This is a genomic window from Iodobacter arcticus, from assembly GCF_042664895.1.
GTDB lineage: Bacteria > Pseudomonadota > Gammaproteobacteria > Burkholderiales > Chitinibacteraceae > Iodobacter > Iodobacter arcticus.
In genome coordinates this window covers 73,422-90,339 of sequence record NZ_JBHTBQ010000018.1, presented here as the reverse complement: position 1 = coordinate 90,339, position 16,918 = coordinate 73,422, and the positions used below count along the sequence as shown (strand labels likewise).

Here is a 16,918-nt window from a genome sequence, read left to right as displayed (position 1 = left end):
AGGTGATGGAAAAGCAAGTTTTACGCAAAGGCCAAGTAGTACGTGGCTATTTAAGGACTGGCACACAGATCTTGGTGCAGCGGGGCAAGCTGCATCTTCAATACACGCCGCATTATATGGGGGAGCTTTTACTGCCACAGACCCGAGTATTGCTTGAAGGCGAGTTTGAGTTGATAGAGGAAGCGGGCTGGGTGAGTTTGGCGGGGGACGGGGTAGAAATACACATCATTGATACATCGTCTGTGCGCCGTTGGGCTTGGAAAATCCAAGCATTATTGGCTGGATTTTAAGCTTGAACTTGTTTGTATGTTTAGATATGATGATGGTGTAAATCATCTCTTGGTTTGCCGTAAGCGTTTACGTCAATCAACGCGCTAAAGCCGCCGGATATTTCCGGTGCTTGTTTTTTGCTGCTACCCATAAGAAATTTTTTTTATGAGCGTTTTTTCCCTGATCAAGGGCTTAAGACGCATTGCTGCAAAAAGGCGCTTGTTTGTCCGGCTTATGGAGTTGCTATGAAATCATCAAATCCTTCCGCTCGTCGCCGATTGGGCTTAATTCCCGCCAGGCACGCCAATTTAGTTATGCCATTTTTACTCTCTATTTTAATGACTTGCGTTGTTTCATTGATCAGTACTTTGCGTGGTGTGGGTTTTACATCTAGGCTGTTTGATCTTTGGCCCAGCGCTTGGGGCTTATCTTGGCTGGTGGCTTTTCCTACCCTGCTCTTGGTTTTGCCTTTAGTTAAAAAGTTGACCGCTTTGCTCATTGATCAGGGCTAAGTCGAGCTAGGTGGCTTCGGATAACAGCCATTTAATCCGCGTTTTTTGATGCGCTCACAGGCCCCTCTTTTGCACAGCGGGGACCTGTGTCATAAAATTTCAGCTTATCCCCGCCCTGCGCGCACAAGCCTGTGCATGCCCTGTGGACAAGTAAGGCAAGTCTTTGCTCTGTCAGGTTTTTTTTGAGTTGCGTATTTTTTAAGCAGTCTTTGTCGTTTATCCAAGAATTTATCCAGCAAGTCCGTGGATGGCTTGTGGATAAGCAGTTTAAGTGGCTGTTTTAAAGTTGCTTTTTGTGTCTGATTAAAAAATAGGCAAATAGTCCGTGCTATAATCGCGTTTTTTTACAATCTGCCTTGCAAGTAGATCTTCTACCCGCATGCAGGCGCTTAAAGAACGGATCATCATGAAAGCCCCAGAACTTCTCCTTCCCGCTGGCACATTGGACAAAATGCGCGCCGCTTATGATTTTGGCGCAGACGCGGTTTACGCCGGTCAGCCGCGCTATTCACTGCGTGCCCGCAATAATGAATTTAAGCTTGAGCAAATTGGCCAAGGGATTATTGAGGCGCATCAGCGGGGCAAGAAATTTTTTGTAGCCAGCAATATTCTGCCGCATAACGCCAAGGTTAAAACCTACCTCGCCGATATGGAGCCGGTGATCGCCATGAAGCCCGATGCGCTGATTATGGCCGACCCTGGCCTGATTATGATGGTGCGGGAAAAATGGCCCGAGCAGGTCATCCACCTATCGGTGCAAGCCAATACCGTGAATTACGCTGGGGTGAAATTCTGGAAATCGATGGGGCTAGAGCGCGTTATTTTATCGCGCGAAATGAGCCTTGATGAAGTCGAAGAAATCCGCCAGCTTTGCCCCGATATGGAGTTGGAAGTCTTTGTGCACGGCGCCTTGTGCATTGCCTATTCTGGCCGCTGCCTTTTATCGGGCTACTTTAACCACCGCGATCCTAATCAAGGCACCTGTACCAATGCCTGTCGTTGGGATTATAAAATGAATGACACGGTGGAAGACGATGCGGGCGATGTAAAACCACAAGTGATTCAGTTTGATTTTAATAAGGCGATGGAAGAAGCCAATCAAAGCTTTGCTGCCTGTGGTGGTGCTGAGCGCCATCCTGCTGCCGATAAAACCTATCTGATTGCCGAGCAAAGCCGCCCGGATGAGCTGATGCCGATTCTGGAAGACGAGCACGGCACATACATTATGAATTCCAAAGATCTGCGCGCGGTGCAGCATATCGATCGCCTGACCAAGATCGGTGTGGATTCGCTCAAGATTGAAGGCCGCACTAAGTCGCTGTATTACGTGGCGCGTACCGCTCAGGTTTATCGCCAAGCGATTGATGATGCGGTAGCGGGGCGGCCGTTTAATCCGGCGCTGCTTGCTGATCTGGATGGCTTGGCCAACCGTGGTTACACCGATGGCTTTTATCAGCGCCATTACACCCATGAAGCGCAAAATTATCTGGATGGTCATTCCAAAGCCAAACAAAGCCAGTTTGTCGGTGAAGTGATCAGCATTAAAGAAGGCTGGGCCAAAATTGAAGTCAAAAACCGCTTTGCAGTGGGTGACCAGCTAGAAATTATTCACCCAAGCGGTAATCGCATTATTACCTTGTCCGCCATGCGCGATAAGAGCGGTAACCCTTGCACCGTTGCCGCGGGTAATGGCGTGAAGATCTCTATTCCGATGGAAGAAGGCTTTGAAAAATCGCTGATTTCGCGCTTGTTTACTGAGGCAGAAATGGCCGCTTAATTGCGGTACTTAGTAATAATAGGGGGTGGCCATGCCACCCCCTATTATTTTTGCTGAATACTACTAGCCAGTTAGCGCTAATGTGGAGATAGACCTAAGGGCAATCCTATCAACTTAAGTAAAACCTAAGGGAAAGGATGCTTTTGTAGGTTGGGTTAGCTGGTTTATTCGCCGATTTGAAGGGCGGATAAATCAGCGTAACCCAACATTTGGCGCAAAAGAATGTTGGATTACGCGATACAGCTGCTAACCCAAGTTACGAATTCACCTTAAGTTGACAGGATTGGGCCTAAGGGGGGGGATGATTCAGTACCTTTTGCAGCTTGCTTTAATGTTGCTAAGGCAAGGTCAAAATTAAAAGCCTGAATGCTTTCATTAATGATTTTAAAATGCAGTGGAAATGCGGTATGCAAAAGGCTGGCGTGGGTTTCTAGAATAGAAATCGCTTCCGAGTCCCCGTTAGCGAGCAGTTTGTAAAGTTGCTGTGTAATTTCGCTTAGCTTTTGGGGATCAATGATGGTATTAAATTTGCTCTGCAGATTGGGCAGTTTTTGTTCTAATTGCGCGATCAAAGCGTCTAAAGGCGCCGCCAGAGCATCAAGCAGTGGATCAAGTGCTTGCTGGCGCTGTCCTTGGTGAAGCGCGGATTCGAGTGTTTCCGACTGCTTTTGTAATGAGACAGCACCAATGAGCCCGGCTACAGATCGCAAGGTATGCGCAAGGCGCTCGGCCGTGGGCCAGTCTAGGTTTTCTAAAGCATGGCGTATATTGGGAATCGTATATTTTTGCTCGGCGACAAACTTGCCTAGGACGGCCAGATAAAGCGGTTTTTTATCTAGGACGTATTTTAAGCCCAAGTTTATATCCAGCCCTTCAATGCCCTTAGGTAGCTTTGCCTCATCGGAGGGCTGGGCGGAGTATATGGGCGGGCTGCTGGCCGTAATTTCTTCTGGTTTAATCCATTTAATGAGCATTTTCCAAAGTGCTTCTGGCTCAATGGGCTTAGTGATATGGTCATTCATTCCCGCCGCAAGGCAGCGCTCTCGATCGCCTTGCATGGCATTGGCGGTCATGGCCACAATGGGGAGGTGCTGAAATTCATTTAATTTGCGAATTTCCCTGCTTGCCTCCAGGCCATCCATAACCGGCATTTGCATATCCATCAGCACAATATTGTAATGAGCAGCTTGCAGCTGTTCTATGGCAAGCAGGCCGTTTTCTGCAATATCAACCAGCAGGCCTTCAGATTGTAAGAACTCACGCGCTACTTCTTGATTAATATGATTGTCTTCTACCAAGAGCACTCTGGCGCCTTGAATACGCTTTAACTGGGGAGTGAAATGGTGTTTACTACGGGCGCTAGGGTCGCTCTCTGGTTTGCCGCCTAATGCGCTGAGCACGCTGTTAAACAGCTGTGATGCATTAATCGGTTTGTTTAAAGTGTGGAAAGTAATATTGGCATCGCTGGCTTTAATCGCATCATCCTGATCAGAAGCCGAAACCAAAATAAAGGCAGGCATAGATTGTAGTGTCTGTGCTTTGATTTTTTGTGCGGTTTCTATGCCATTCATTGATGGCATTTCCCAATCTAAAAATATGATTTCATAGGGCTCGTTTTGTTTATCCGCTTGTTTAATGGCTGTAATAGCTGCTTTGCCTGATGCAACGGAGTCGGCCCTTAATTGCATATGATTAAGTTGCGTGGTTAAAACGTCACGCGCGTTCTGATGATCATCAACGACCAGAACACGTTTATTTTGAAAATGACTATTTAATAATAGTGGCTGTGTTGCTGCGGTGCTTTTGCCTAATGGCAGCGTAAACCAGAAACAGCTGCCTTTGCTAGGTTCACTTTCTACGCCAATTGTTCCGCCCATGAGCTCAACCAGCTTTTTAGAAATGGCCAGCCCAAGGCCTGTACCGCCAAATTTGCGTGTGGTGGATGTATCTGCCTGAGAGAAACTTTGAAACAGGCGGCTTATTTGCTCATGGCTCAGGCCAATGCCGCTATCTTGTACGGCGCAATAAATCACGATATCTTGCCTAGATTCTTCTTGCAGTCTAATCGTCATTTCTATTTGGCCATGAGCGGTAAACTTAACGGCATTTGAAACAAAATTAAGCAGTATTTGCCCAAGCCTTAACGGGTCTCCAAATAAATTCAGCGGAATGTTTTTATCAACATTAAAAATAAGCTCCAAGCCTTTGCTGGCGGCTTGCTCACCCATATGATTTGCAACATTATCGAGTACTTTTTCTAGTTCAAACTCTACATTTTCTACGGCCAATTTACCTGCTTCTATTTTTGAAAAATCAAGAATATCATTAATGATGCCAAGTAAATGCTGGCCAGAGCTTTGTATTTTTCTGATGTAATCACTTTGGCGTGGGTTTAATTCTGTTTTTAAAGCAAGGTAGGACATCCCCATGATGGCATTGATTGGGGTGCGGATTTCGTGGCTCATATTGGCGAGGAAATCGCTTTTACTTTGGTTTGCCGCATCAGCAGCTTGCTTGGCAATAAGAAGGCCTTGATTGATAAGAATAAGTTCTTTATTGAAGGCGTCGAGTTTTTCTTGTTGTTGTATGATTTTAAAGTCGGCTTCTATGCTTTTTTTTACTTCCCATAGTAAATCACAATACTTTTTTTGATATACCCGTGTCTTACTATCAAGTACGCAAATTGTTCCAAAGACTTCTTGCTCGCTCCAGAGCAGGGGCACGCCGAGGTAGGAAATCATATTCAGTGCTATATCGGGGTTATCTTTCCATTGCTCATTTTCTAGGGCATTGGGAATATGCAAAAGGCTGCGGCTAGCCATCACTGTTTCGCAATATAAGCCGGTATTTAAATTCGCTTTTTCTGAGTGCTCATAAGGGTTCCCTGCCGTTTCGCTGGACAGAAGCACTTCGATTTGTTCCGGTAAAACGCGCATCATTAAGCCAGCAGGCACTTCGAAAAGGTTGGCCATTACATTGATGGTGTCTTGCCATTTAGTCAAAAAACTTTCTGGTATATGGATTGGCTGATGATTCATCGATACATCCTTACTAACACGCAAACTTGAATGGGCACTGGATTGAGCTAATTAAATAAATCATTACCTGAAAATCAGCAAATAGCTAAAGCTTTGATTAACTTGCTATCTCCCTGGGTTTTAGCTGGATATCCATTGCAAGTGCTGGATGAGTTTGTCTTCTTTTCAGAAGGCGACTTAAAAAGGGCATACCAGTAGTGTACTTGAGTTATTTTCTTTCTTGATGCTTAATTAATTATTTTTATTATTGGGGTTTTTATGTATTGGTTTTATGATGATTTAGATAAAGCCAGCTTGATTTTCCATGATTTATTAGAAGAAATAGTATGGCTTTAGCAACTTATCTTTGTAGATTTGAACGCCAAGGTGCATCAGGTAGGTACTTAAGCTAGGTGAATGTTGCTTAATGATGAGCAGCATCCGTGAATGGAACTACAGCAGAAGCAACGATTACACCTTTGCATTGATTTGCGCTGCTTAATTGGGGGGATTACGTACCCAGCAGCTTGGGCTATGGTCATCAACCATGCCGCTGGCTTGCATAAAGGCGTAGCAAATGGTTGGGCCGATAAATTTAAAACCTCGTTTTTTTAAGGCTTTGCTCATGGCGGTGGATTCGGCGCTTAAAGCAGGGGTGTCGCTGAGTAATGGCCAGTGGTTGCGTATGGTTTTACCATTTACAAATGACCATAAATAATCGCTAAAGCGGCCTTCTTCCTGTTGTAGCTTGAGGTAGGCGGCGGCATTGCTGATAAAGGCGGCGACTTTAGCCCGGTTGCGCACAATACCGCTATCGCTTAATAGCTGGACTATTTTTTCTGCATCGTAAGCGGCCATTTTTTGTGCATCAAAGCCGTCAAAGACTTGGCGGTAGTGGGCGCGTTTTTTTAATATGGTAATCCAAGAAAGGCCTGCTTGTGCGCCCTCCAGACACAACAGCTCAAAGAGCGCCTGATCATCATAGAGGGGCTGCCCCCATTCCTGATCATGATAGTTTTGGTAAAGCGGGTCATTACTGCACCAGCCGCAACGGGTTAAATGACTTGTGGACATCTTGGCTTTTATCCCCCAAAAGATGGTGTTGATCTGTGGATAAGCTGTTAGCTTGTTTTGTAACTTGATGAATTTTATATGAAAAATAGCTCTGCTTATTTTTTGTGCATTGCTACTTAACGGTCATTATTTTGTAAAGAAATCAGTGTAGAGGGCTGGATTACTCAAGGCTGCAGCGTGATATTCAGGGTTTTTCCTATGCTGTTATTCCACTCTGTAATGCAGTCTGCACCGCAACGCTCTGCCCAGCGTTTAAGGACCACTTGTTTAACCGTTTTGGCCAGCCGTGCTTCATCATTACTCGCAGGCTGGACCAGAACCATTGATCCTTGCTCAGCCAGCGTGCAGTTTTTTCCGGTATTGCAAGCCAGCCCCAATGTGGTTTGAGTTTCTGCAGCTTGCCAAAGATTGTCGGCTAGCTGATTAATACCCGCTTCAATGATTTTTTGATCGCGGACATCAATTTTAGCCCAAGACGCTTGGTTTACTCCCAGCATCACCATACTCCAACCCAGTGGCAGATTATAAATATGCGTTGCCACTTGGTAAAAACGCGCGCTATGGGCTGCTAAGGCCGAGGTGATGAGGCAATCGAGTTGCTTGGCTTTCATTTTGTTGTAAACCTGATCAAAAGGAATACTGAGCGTGATGGCGCCGTAAGCTTCGATCAGATCACTGGTCGTGCGCATGCTGACTCTTACTTTTTTCCCCTTGAGCCCCTCTAGGTTTTTAATCGGGCCATTACACATCAGAAGCTGTGCGGAGTAAGGCCACATGGCGAGTACTTTAATGCTTTGTTTTTGCTCAAAATAGCGCTCAAGCACGGGCTTATAGCTTTCGACGACGCGCCGCTCCATGGCTAAATTCATGGTGAGCCCGGCTAGATCAACTGCTTCGGCACGCGGGTCTTGCTCAGAAATATACGATAGGATCGTTGTGCCAAAATCAGTCATTCCCAGCTTCATCAGGCGTAATACTTCGCTGCCCTTTAAGCCTACATCATTAAAAGCACTCAGATTGACCTTGATTCTGCCCTCGCTGAGCCTAGGGAGCTGCTCGGTCCAGAATGGTTTTTCGTAGTCTTTAAACTGACTGAGCATGCTCCATGAGCCAATCGCTTTTAATGGCTCAGGTGCAAGTTCTTCTTCGGCATAGAGCGGGCTGCTGAGCAGTAGCATGATACAAAACATACGCCACATGGCTTTGTCCTTAGCGATGCAAAAGAGGGGCCGCTGCACATTGGCTGTAATCATGCACGTGAGGGCTGCGCGGAGGCTGGTTGGCTGCTTGCAGCGGTATCAGGTTTTCATCGCCTAGAAGCTGCTGGCAGGCGAGTAAAGCCGAATCTAAAGCCCCCACAATCCAGGTGTGGTGGACGCTGAGGTGCTCTCCGGCAAAGTAGATATTTTGCTCTGGCTGGCGGGCGCTATTAAAGAGTTGGCGGAATTGCCCGGGGTAAAACATGGCATCGCCCGTCGCCCATTCAGATGGCCAAGCGACATCAAAAGACTCAATAAATTGCTCATGAATATCGACGCTGCTTTGATAAAGCGTTTGTAAGTCTCTGAGCGCCAGACGTACACGTTCTTCTGGAGTTTGTGGCAGCCAGTTATAGGCATCGGTCATCCATGAATAGAGCAGCAACACGCCTGCTCCTGAGTCACCCAGCCCGTAGGAGGGATAAACGCACCAGCGCATTGGCAGATCACTGGTGGATTGGCCGCCCATTGCCGCTTGCGGAAGTTGTTCCCAGAAACGGCTTTTAAAGCGCAGGCCGATTTTATACAGAGGCTCAAAATGCATGGTGCGTATGGCTTGCATTTTAGTGGGCGACCATTGCGGAGTAGAGATCATCCTTAGTGCGGCAGGTGGCAGGGCCAGAATCACACTATCAAAAGTATCAAATTCGCCAAGCTCGCCATAATGAATTGCAACACGGCCATCTTGAAGGTTTTCAATTTGCTTCACGGGTGAATTCATCGAAATCGATTCAGTGCCAATTAAAGTTGCGCAAGCATTGGGCAATCTGTCCATACCATTGGCAATCGTCATCCATTGTGCGCCGGAGAAATCCATACTTTCGATGACTAGCTCGGTAAAGCTGCTTTGGAATTGGTTAGAAGCCGAATTCATGACCTCTACATAATTCACTTTCTCCATACTCCAGCCCGCAATTTCGGTGAGGTAGGTGTAGAGCGAGTAATTGTCATACTGAACAATTTTGGCAAAACCTAGGTCGAAATTAATTTCCAATAAATCAAAAAAGGGTTGCAGTACTTCATCAAGCAGTTGCGAGGCTGTTTTATTGCGATCTTCCGGTGCCAGATTAAAGCCAAGCGCTTCAGGGTGTTGATTGGCGTAATCTAGCGTCATGGTGGCTCCGCCAAAGGCACGTTTCCCATTGACATACACTAAATTGCCGCTTGGATCGTATAAATTGTATGGAATTAAATCAATTGTTAAGGAAGGCGGCAGCTGTTCATTCAGGTAGCTAATCAGATCAAATACGGGCTGCTGCTCAGGGGTTTGGGGCAGGCGCATGGCACCGGCTTCAAAATATTGATTCGCTTCTTCATTAAAGCGGTGCGTATAAACTCGTCCACCCAAGCGTTCCGGATGCGCTTCAAACAGGCGGCAATCGATGCCTTGGCTTTTAAGAATCAAGGCTGAGTAAAGCCCCGCCATGCCTGCGCCCACAATACCTACGCGTTTATTGGATGAAGGCGGGTTTTTTTGAGCAGGCTGCAAAGGGGTGCGCGCTTTAAGCCATGCTTCATAAGCTGCACGTAATGAGGCTTTATTGGAGGGGACACTGGCAAACATATGCGATGAGCTAGACATGACAGACTCCAGAAAAGGATTGCACATAAACTACCTTCATAGCGTATTTTTTTATGATTTTAAGATCATAAATTAAATTTAGGTGTAAGGTTTTGGAAATTTAAGTGAATGTTTCTATTGGGTAGATTAATATTCACTGCAAGGCAGTAGACATTTTCTGGAAAACTGCGCTTATGATTTTTTGTAGTTGGAGTGAGGGGGAATGCAGATACAAGAAGGCTTATTTAGAAAGTCAATTGCGCTACGCTTACGTTTAGCTTTTGGCGTAGTGGCGGCCACCACCCTGCTTGCTTCGGGTGCTGCACTGTGGGCATTTCACTCTGTAGATAGCACCTACTCTATTGTTTCAAAACAAAGCTTTCCCGCTGCGATTGCATCGGCACGGTTAGAGGCCAGTAGCTTAGAGTTCTCATCTGCCTTGGCTAGTCTTGCCAATGCTCAGAATACACAAACAAGAGACAGCGCCTTATCCAGAGTGAAATTAGCTTTAGCTGATTTGCCCAAGCAAATTGATGCTTTGGTGATGAGCCGCCCTCATGATGCGGAAAAACTATCCGAGCTGGTGGTGGAGTTATCCAAGAATGTGCCGGGTACCGATCATTTAGTCAGCCAGCAATTATTATTAGATCAACGAAAAAATAGTATTTTGCAACAGGTGGGAGACGCTCAGCAGCGTTTTTTGCAAGCGATAGATCCTGTGTTAATGGCCAAGAATGCCGAGCTGCTTTCCGCTACTCGCCGTGCGTCAGTTTCAGCCGGTGCTTCCGTTCATTCCTTGATTGATAATGAATTTTCAGAGTTGAATGCCCTGCAGCAGGCAAGGGCTGATGCCTTTCGTCTGGCCGCCATTGGCGGTGAGCAGGGGGAGCCTGCCTTACGTAAAAGGGGAGCGAATTTACTTGCTGGTATTCAAATGCATCTGCTTAAAGCCGATTCGCTGGCGCAGGAGGCCGGGAAAAAATTAGCGCAGAGCCTGCCTGGCCCTTTGGCCCATTCTGGGCAAGAGGTTAGCCGGGCTGTTTCATTATTTGATGAGGTGATGCTGCCGCTCATTAATCAGATCACATTAAAAATGATTTCACGCAGTGATCAAATTACGCTGGATTCAACGAATGCCGTGGTTGTGCTCGTGGCAGAGCAGGTGGCGTCTTTAAGTGCAGTGCAGCATTTTAGGGGCGATGTGGTGCTATTGGCGAGCTTAATTGCTCAGGCTGCTAACGCACAAAGTGCAATGCGTTTGGAAGAGACCAGAGCATCATTTACGCAAACCAAAGCAAAGGCTAAACAAACGTTGGCTGAGCTGAATCATGGGGAGGATTTTAAACAGCTGAGGTATGAATTAAACCAGATGATTAATCTGGCAGAAACAGATGAGGGTATTTTTGCTATTAGTTCAAAAAGAATAAAATTAAATAATAAATTACAAACGTTAATCATAAGAAATCAAGATGCAACACAGTTATTGCATAATCAGGCCGAGTTGACCGAGCAAGCGCTGAAAAACGAGTTAAATGATGAAATGCTGCTATTGTCTCAGCGTTTAAAGAAAAGTACTTGGTTGCTGGCTGGATTAACGCTGTTTAGTTTACTGATCTCATTTGGTATTGGCTCTGTTTATATTGGCAGAAGGATTAGCTCCAGATTGGTTGTTTTATCTGAAAATATGCACAGCATTGCTAAAGGTCGCTTTGATGTGGATATTAATGTGAGTGGCAGAGATGAAATTTCTATCATGGCGCAAAGTTTGCTGGTGTTTCGTGATGCCAGCATCTTACTCAGAACACAATCTGAAGAGTTGATTATTTCTCGCGATCAGGCTGAGGCGGCCGTCCAAGTTAAAGGTGATTTTCTGGCGAATATGAGCCATGAAATCAGAACGCCTCTAACGGCTATTCTTGGATATACACATTTAATTTTAGAAACGCCATTGGCAAACAGACAGAGAGATTATTTATCTAAAGTTCAATCCTCTGCCAATTTACTGTTAGGTGTTATTAATGATATCTTAGATATTTCTAAAATTGAAGCCGGCAAACTGGAGCTTGAAGAATCTGATTTTGATTTGTATTTGCTACTTGAAAACTTATCTGGTGTTGCTGCGATTCAGGCAGAAAATAAAAATTTAGCATTGATTTATAGTATCAGTATCAATGCACCACAATGGTTAAAAGGCGATCCTTTAAGACTTGGGCAGATTCTGCTTAATTTAATTAATAATGCGATTAAATTTACCGAAAAAGGAGAGGTTGAATTGGCGGTGTCTTGCCAGGATATAGGTAATGATAGTGTTGAATGTGAGTTTAGTATTCATGATACGGGGATTGGTATCAGTGAAACAATACTAGAGCGTTTATTTAGTCCTTTTACACAGGCTGATTCTTCAACAACCCGCCGCTTTGGCGGCTCAGGGCTTGGTTTGGCGATTAGCCAGCAATTAGCATATATTATGGGCGGAGGCATTACTGTGCTCAGCCAGCCTGATCAAGGCTCGGTATTTAAATTTAAGCTATGTTTGCATAAGAGTAATCATCAGGGCATGAGTATTGCCCAATATAAAGGACGCCGTGTTTTAATTGCGGAGCCCCATACCGCCACCCGGATTCAATTGTGCATGTATTTAGATAAAATGGGCATGCAGGTCAGTGATGTATGCTCTGCTCAAGATGCTATGCGATGTATGAAAAATAATGAGCAACCCTTTGATTTACTGATTATGGATGCCTCTTTATTGAGCAATACTCCCGCTGAAACTGTGCAGGAAATATGGGGGCTTCGTGATGAAATGGCGATTATTTTACTCACTACCATATTAAGCCACGATAGTGTGATTAGCCGCTGGGGTGCGCGGGCTTTTGTTTATTCCTTAAGTAAACCGATTATTGCACATTTATTGTACGAAACTATTGTGAGCAGTCTGGAGCTCAATAGCAGCTCGATGAGCAAAGCCATTGCTTATGCCGAGGCGAAAGAAGAGCCTTTACGCGGCATGAAAATCTTACTGGCAGAAGACACACCGCTTTTAAGTGAAATGAGTGTATCGCTATTGAGTGCTTTAGGCGCCAGTGTGGATGCGGTGGCTAATGGCAGGGAGGTGGTTGATTTTATTTTAAATAAGAAAAAAAACTATGATGTAATTTTAATGGACGTCCAAATGCCTGAAATGGATGGCATGGAGGCCACTCGATTGATTCGGGTTCAATTAACGGCTGCTGATTTGCCGATTATTGCTTTAACAGCGCATGCGATGGAAGCAGAGCGCCGCCGTTGTCTGGAAGTGGGAATGAATGATCATTTGGCAAAACCCATTAATCCACAACATTTACTTAAAGTTTTATTGCGTTGGACGAGCACTGTGGTGAATGAATCAACTCTTTTATTGAAAAAAGAAACAGAGAATCCTTCTTTGCCAGAGCTGCCGGGCTTAGGTTTAGATAAGGCACTAGAGCGCTTGGGGAGCTTGGCTTTGCTGAAGCGCATGTTGCCTCGCTTGGGCGATCAGTATGCAGATTCATCTGATCGTTTACGCCAATTGTTGCAACAAGGAGAGTTGTTTGAGGCAGAGCGACTGGCTCACTCATTAAAAGGTGTTGCGGGTACTTTAGAGGCTTTCACGGTTTATCAGATTGCTCAAAAACTAGAAGACCAGCTCCATAACGGTAAAACACAGATTGATGTTTTGTTGATTGAGCTAGATGTGGCTTTGGAAGAAGTGATTGGCAGCATTGATATTTGGTTAAGTGCTCAAAGCTCGTCTGTTGTACCTTCCCAAGAGGCGTGCCAATTATCCGGGGATCGTGTGCAGGAGCTTGACGAGTTGTTGCGGCTTAGAAGCTTACGCGCCAGAAAATGCTTTATACAGCTACAGTCTGGTCTGGCCACTTTGGATAAGAAAAAAGCGATGCAAATCGGTCTTGCCCTCGATCAGCTGGATTATCAAAGTGCAAGAGAGGCTTTACAGTCTTTTGATATCAATCGAGACTTAATCTGAAACATGCCATATTCATGTATTATCTATTTTGAGTAAGCAGCGTATCCACTTTGATTATCCGCCTTTCAGACTGTAGTAAAGTTGTTTTATGTATTGGAGCTTGTCTTGATTCACCAGCCTATTATTCTTGTTGTTGATGATGAACCAAATAATATTGAAATGCTGGCGGGCATGCTGGATGATCAGTACGAGCTTAGATTTGCCGTGAGTGCTCAAGAGGCATTAACTGCAATTAAAGAAATGCCTAAGCCCGATCTGATTTTATTAGATGTGATGTTGCCAGATATGAATGGCTATGCTATTTGCGAACGAATCAAAGAAGACCCTGCCACCGCCGATATTCCCATTATTTTTGTCACCTCATTAGGTGATCCTGAGCAAGAAGAAAAAGGCTTTGCCGTAGGTGGTGCTGATTATATTGTGAAGCCTTGCCGCGCATTGAGTATTAAAGCGCGAATTCGCAATCAGCTTGAAATGAAACGCACCCGAGAATTGCTGCACCGGCTTGCGATTACCGATGGATTAACCAGCCTTGCAAATCGCCGCCATTTTGATGAAGCATTAAAGCAAGAAATGCAGCGCTTACAAAGGCAAGGCGGGCAACTTTCTCTTGTGTTGATTGATGTGGATTTTTTTAAGCGTTTTAATGACTATTATGGCCACCCTGCAGGCGATGAGTGTTTAAGGCGTATTGCAGCGGTGATTGCAACCGAATTGCGGCGCCCGGCAGATTTAACCGCCAGAATTGGTGGTGAGGAATTTGCCTGTTTACTGCCAGAAACAAGCCTTGCCGGGGCTTATATTGTGGCTGAACGTATTCGGCAAACGGTGCTTTCTTTAAAAATGCCTCATCAGAGCTCGACTATTTCTGATTATGTAACGGTGAGTGTAGGCGTGGCTACATCCAGTGGCACAGAGGCGGCGCATCTTTATCAGCGGGCAGATATTCAGCTTTATATTGCTAAAACATCAGGCCGTAATTGCGTAGTGCAGGATGTGGCGCTGGTATAGCGATTGTTTTATGTCATAAAAAACGCGATCAGTATGAAATGATCGCGTTTTTTATTATCTGGTAAGCGCTGCTAGGAGCGGAGCAATGACAATACTTGCTGTGGTGCCGCATTGGCTTGTGCAAGGGCAGCGGTATTAGCCTGAGCACGTATTTGTTGCTGCACCAGACTGGCCGTTGCGGCGGCATAATCAGTGTCTGCAACCCGGCTTTTTGCAGCGGATAAATTTTCTGAACGATTTTGTAAATTATTGGCACCGGCGGTGAGCCGATTACTGACGGCTCCGTAATCGGATCGTGCGCTGGAAACCGAAGCTAAATCGTTATCGAGCCTTGATAAAGCTTGCCCTGCAGCCGCGGGGCTGGATAAATCAATCTGGCCAGTGCCGCTATTGAGCTTAGTGAGATCGGGTCTGGATACAGCAAGCTGATCCCCTGCATTTGCCCCTGCCTGAAAATTTAAATTACCCTGCCCTTGCAATAAAGGCGTGCCGTTAAAACTGGTGTTTTGCACAATATCGGCATTGGCTAAAGACAGCTGATTAGATTCTTCCTGAATGGCTGCTCTGTCGGTGGTGCTCAGTGTGCTATTGCCTGCCGTGATGGTGAGCTCGCGAATGCGCTGAGTATTGTCTTGGATGGTGCTTAATGCGCCATCGGCCACCTGGGTGAGGGAAATACCGTCATTTAGATTGGATCTGGCCTGATTACTGCCTGCAATTTGCGCCGCAAATTGCTCAATCAGCACGGTGCTGGCCGGATCGGTCTGGCTGCTGCGTTTGGCAGAAGAAAGCTCACTGAGCGTATTGCTCTGCGCTTTTTGCGTACCGCTCAAGATATTCTGTGCATTGAGCGATGGTAAGTTAGTCGCAATTCCCACAGCCATGATATTTACTCCTGCATAAGTCCTACTAAACCATACTCTGCTTCATCCTCCCCTTCAATGGGGATGCGTTCTAGCACAGACCTGCGGTTACTCGGTGGCTAAATCAGCTGGGTTTGCGTTGCCTCAGTTTGTGGTACTACACGCTATGGCAATATGGCAAATAGCATTTTTGAGGATATTTATTGTGATTGCTCTAGAGTTTTTGGTGGTGATTGCTGCGATCTTACTCGGTGCCAGAATCTCTGGGATTGGCTTAGGGGTAATGGGCGGTTTGGGATTGGCCATTTTGGTATTTATTTTTGGATTGCAGCCTACAACTGCGCCGATTGATGTGATGTTGATGATCATTGCCGTGATTACAACCGCAGGTTGTTTGCAAGCGGCAGGGGGAATGGATTTTTTAGTACGTATTGCTGAAAAATTGTTGCGCCGGGACCCCAAGCGAATCACTTTTTATGCGCCTTTGGTGACTTACTGTTTTACGCTTTTTTCAGGTACAGGCCATGTCGCTTATGCCGTGTTGCCGGTGATTGCTGAAGTTGCGCATGAATCGGGTGTTCGCCCCGAGCGGCCTTTATCCATTGCGGTGATTGCATCCCAAGCGGCGATTACGGCCAGCCCGATTTCTGCGGCCACGGTGGCGCTGCTTTCATTGCTTTCCCCCGCTGGGATTCATTTAGGCGATATTTTACAGGTTGCTATTCCCGCTACTCTTTTGGGGACGATGGCAGGGGCGTTAGCGGCCAGCCGCCAAGGCTGTGAGTTGAAGCTGGATCCTGTGTATCGGGCCAGATTAGAGCGTGGGGAAATTCAGGCGCTCCACGCCGAGGAGCGTTTGGCTTTGCCTAAAGAAGCCAGCCGTTCGGTATGGTTATTTTTGCTAGCAGTCTTTTCTGTGGTGATGCTGGGTACCTTTCCATCACTGCGGCCTGAGTGGTTGGTGGCAGGTAAAAGCGTGCAGTTGAATATGGCGCAAGCGATTGAAATTGTGATGTTGTCGGCAGCCGCTTTAATTTTACTCTTTTGTAAAGTAAAGCCTGATGAGGTGATTAAAGGCTCGGTGTTTAGGGCAGGTTCTGCTGCGGTGATTGGCATCTTTGGCGTGGCTTGGATGGGGGATACCTTTATTCAGGCCAATATGGCGCTGTTTTCTGGCTCGCTTAAAGACATCGTTACCGCCCAACCTTGGTTGTTTTCTATTGCCTTATTTGGCATGTCGATTTTATTGTATTCACAGGCTGCAACCATTCGTGCTTTGCTTCCTTTGGGGATTGCCTTGGGGATTCCCGCTCCTGCTTTAATCGCGATGTTTCCCAGTGTAAATGGCTATTTCTTTATTCCTAATTACCCTACGGTGATCGCTGCCATTAATTTTGATCGCACCGGTACGACTCACATTGGCAAATATTTACTGAACCATAGTTTTATGTTGCCGGGGCTAGTCTGCTCGGTGGTTTCCGTGGGGTCTGGCTTCGCTCTTTCGCATATCCTCTTGTAATATAAAGAAAAATTACCCTTTGGCTTGGGTAATCCTTCCTACTCAT

General features: G+C 45.9%; 11 protein-coding genes. 6 read left to right on the top strand and 5 right to left on the bottom strand.

Annotated elements, in window-relative coordinates; translation table 11 throughout:
• Window positions 1-5: 5 nt before the first annotated feature.
• From ACFQNF_RS10950 to trhP, 3 genes are all read left to right on the top strand, one after another.
• Complete coding sequence (locus ACFQNF_RS10950; RefSeq protein ID WP_380188011.1) at window positions 6-290, top strand: hypothetical protein; 285 nt, start codon at window positions 6-8, stop codon at window positions 288-290.
• A gap of 225 nt (window positions 291-515) precedes the next feature.
• Window positions 516-782 carry a DUF2798 domain-containing protein gene (locus ACFQNF_RS10945; RefSeq protein ID WP_380188010.1) on the top strand — a complete coding sequence of 89 codons (267 nt, stop codon included), beginning with the start codon at window positions 516-518 and terminating at the stop codon, window positions 780-782.
• Between the two features lie 406 nt (window positions 783-1,188).
• A complete protein-coding gene (trhP, locus tag ACFQNF_RS10940) occupies window positions 1,189-2,559 on the top strand; it encodes a prephenate-dependent tRNA uridine(34) hydroxylase TrhP (protein ID WP_380188009.1) in 1,371 nt (456 codons plus the stop codon).
• 269 nt (window positions 2,560-2,828) lie between these two features.
• Here trhP and ACFQNF_RS10935 read toward each other — a convergent pair whose 3' ends face one another.
• The 4 genes from ACFQNF_RS10935 to ACFQNF_RS10920 form a co-directional block, all read right to left on the bottom strand.
• A complete protein-coding gene (locus ACFQNF_RS10935; RefSeq protein WP_380188008.1) occupies window positions 2,829-5,597 on the bottom strand; it encodes a response regulator in 2,769 nt (922 codons plus the stop codon).
• Between the two features lie 477 nt (window positions 5,598-6,074).
• Window positions 6,075-6,650, bottom strand: coding sequence for a DNA-3-methyladenine glycosylase I (locus ACFQNF_RS10930; RefSeq protein WP_380188007.1), 576 nt, complete (start codon window positions 6,648-6,650; stop codon window positions 6,075-6,077).
• Window positions 6,651-6,814: 164 nt separating this feature from the next.
• A complete protein-coding gene (locus ACFQNF_RS10925; protein ID WP_380188006.1) occupies window positions 6,815-7,849 on the bottom strand; it encodes a TRAP transporter substrate-binding protein in 1,035 nt (344 codons plus the stop codon).
• Window positions 7,850-7,859: 10 nt separating this feature from the next.
• The gene (locus tag ACFQNF_RS10920; protein WP_380188005.1) at window positions 7,860-9,491 is read right to left on the bottom strand and encodes a flavin monoamine oxidase family protein; all 1,632 of its coding nucleotides are present in this window, start codon (window positions 9,489-9,491) and stop codon (window positions 7,860-7,862) included.
• 202 nt (window positions 9,492-9,693) lie between these two features.
• On the opposite strand from ACFQNF_RS10920, the gene ACFQNF_RS10915 reads away from it, so the two are divergent.
• On the top strand, window positions 9,694-13,479 hold the full coding sequence (locus ACFQNF_RS10915) for a response regulator (protein WP_380188004.1): 3,786 nt from the start codon (window positions 9,694-9,696) through the stop codon (window positions 13,477-13,479).
• Between the two features lie 105 nt (window positions 13,480-13,584).
• Window positions 13,585-14,490, top strand: coding sequence for a diguanylate cyclase domain-containing protein (locus ACFQNF_RS10910; protein ID WP_380188003.1), 906 nt, complete (start codon window positions 13,585-13,587; stop codon window positions 14,488-14,490).
• 71 nt (window positions 14,491-14,561) lie between these two features.
• Here the strand turns inward: ACFQNF_RS10910 and ACFQNF_RS10905 are convergent, their stop codons facing one another.
• Entirely contained in the window at window positions 14,562-15,374 is an 813-nt protein-coding gene (locus ACFQNF_RS10905) for a flagellin N-terminal helical domain-containing protein (RefSeq protein ID WP_380188002.1), read from the bottom strand.
• Between the two features lie 184 nt (window positions 15,375-15,558).
• Between ACFQNF_RS10905 and ACFQNF_RS10900 the strand changes: the two genes are divergently transcribed.
• Window positions 15,559-16,872: an anaerobic C4-dicarboxylate transporter family protein gene (locus tag ACFQNF_RS10900; RefSeq protein ID WP_380188001.1), complete on the top strand. Its 1,314-nt coding sequence runs from the start codon at window positions 15,559-15,561 to the stop codon at window positions 16,870-16,872.
• Window positions 16,873-16,918 lie beyond the last annotated feature (46 nt).